This window comes from Ruegeria sp. AP12 (assembly GCF_056540025.1).
The window spans coordinates 1-658 of record NZ_JBQFVZ010000226.1; the positions used below are offsets into that span (position 1 = coordinate 1).

The 658-nt window shown below is 59.4% G+C and carries 1 protein-coding gene; it reads right to left on the reverse strand.

Going from position 1 to position 658, the window contains the following annotated elements:
- Window positions 1-658 (reverse strand): AAA family ATPase (locus ACR0E6_RS22435; RefSeq protein ID WP_480587531.1); only part of this gene is annotated, 658 nt, incomplete at both ends.

The following is a 658-nucleotide window of genomic DNA, read 5'->3' on the forward strand; positions in this document are numbered from 1 at the left end:
GGATCACATAGCGGCAATTCCAGACCAACCACAGCGTGACCGGCCTCGTGATACGCCGTCTTTTCTTTCTGATCCTGCGTCAGGACCATGCTGCGGCGCTCTGCCCCCATCATCACCTTGTCTTTGGCGTTCTCAAAGTCTTCCATGGTGACAAAGCGACGACCCACACGCGCGGCCATCAGCGCTGCCTCGTTCACCAGATTCGCCAGATCAGCACCCGAAAAACCCGGTGTCCCCCGCGCGATGATGCGCAGGTCAACATCGGGGCCCAAGGGGGTCTTGCGCGCATGCACGCCCAAGATCTTCTCACGGCCTTTGATGTCGGGGTTGCCGACGGTCACGTTACGGTCAAACCGGCCCGGACGCAGCAGTGCGGGGTCCAGAACGTCTTTACGGTTGGTGGCTGCCAGAATGATCACGCCCTCATTGGCCTCGAACCCGTCCATCTCGACCAGCAACTGGTTGAGGGTCTGTTCACGTTCATCGTTACCACCGCCATAACCGGCACCACGATGGCGGCCCACGGCGTCGATTTCGTCGATGAAAACGATACAGGGCGCGTTTTTCTTCGCCTGCTCGAACATGTCGCGCACACGCGATGCACCCACACCAACCAACATCTCGACAAAGTCCGAGCCCGAAATGGTGAAGAACGGCA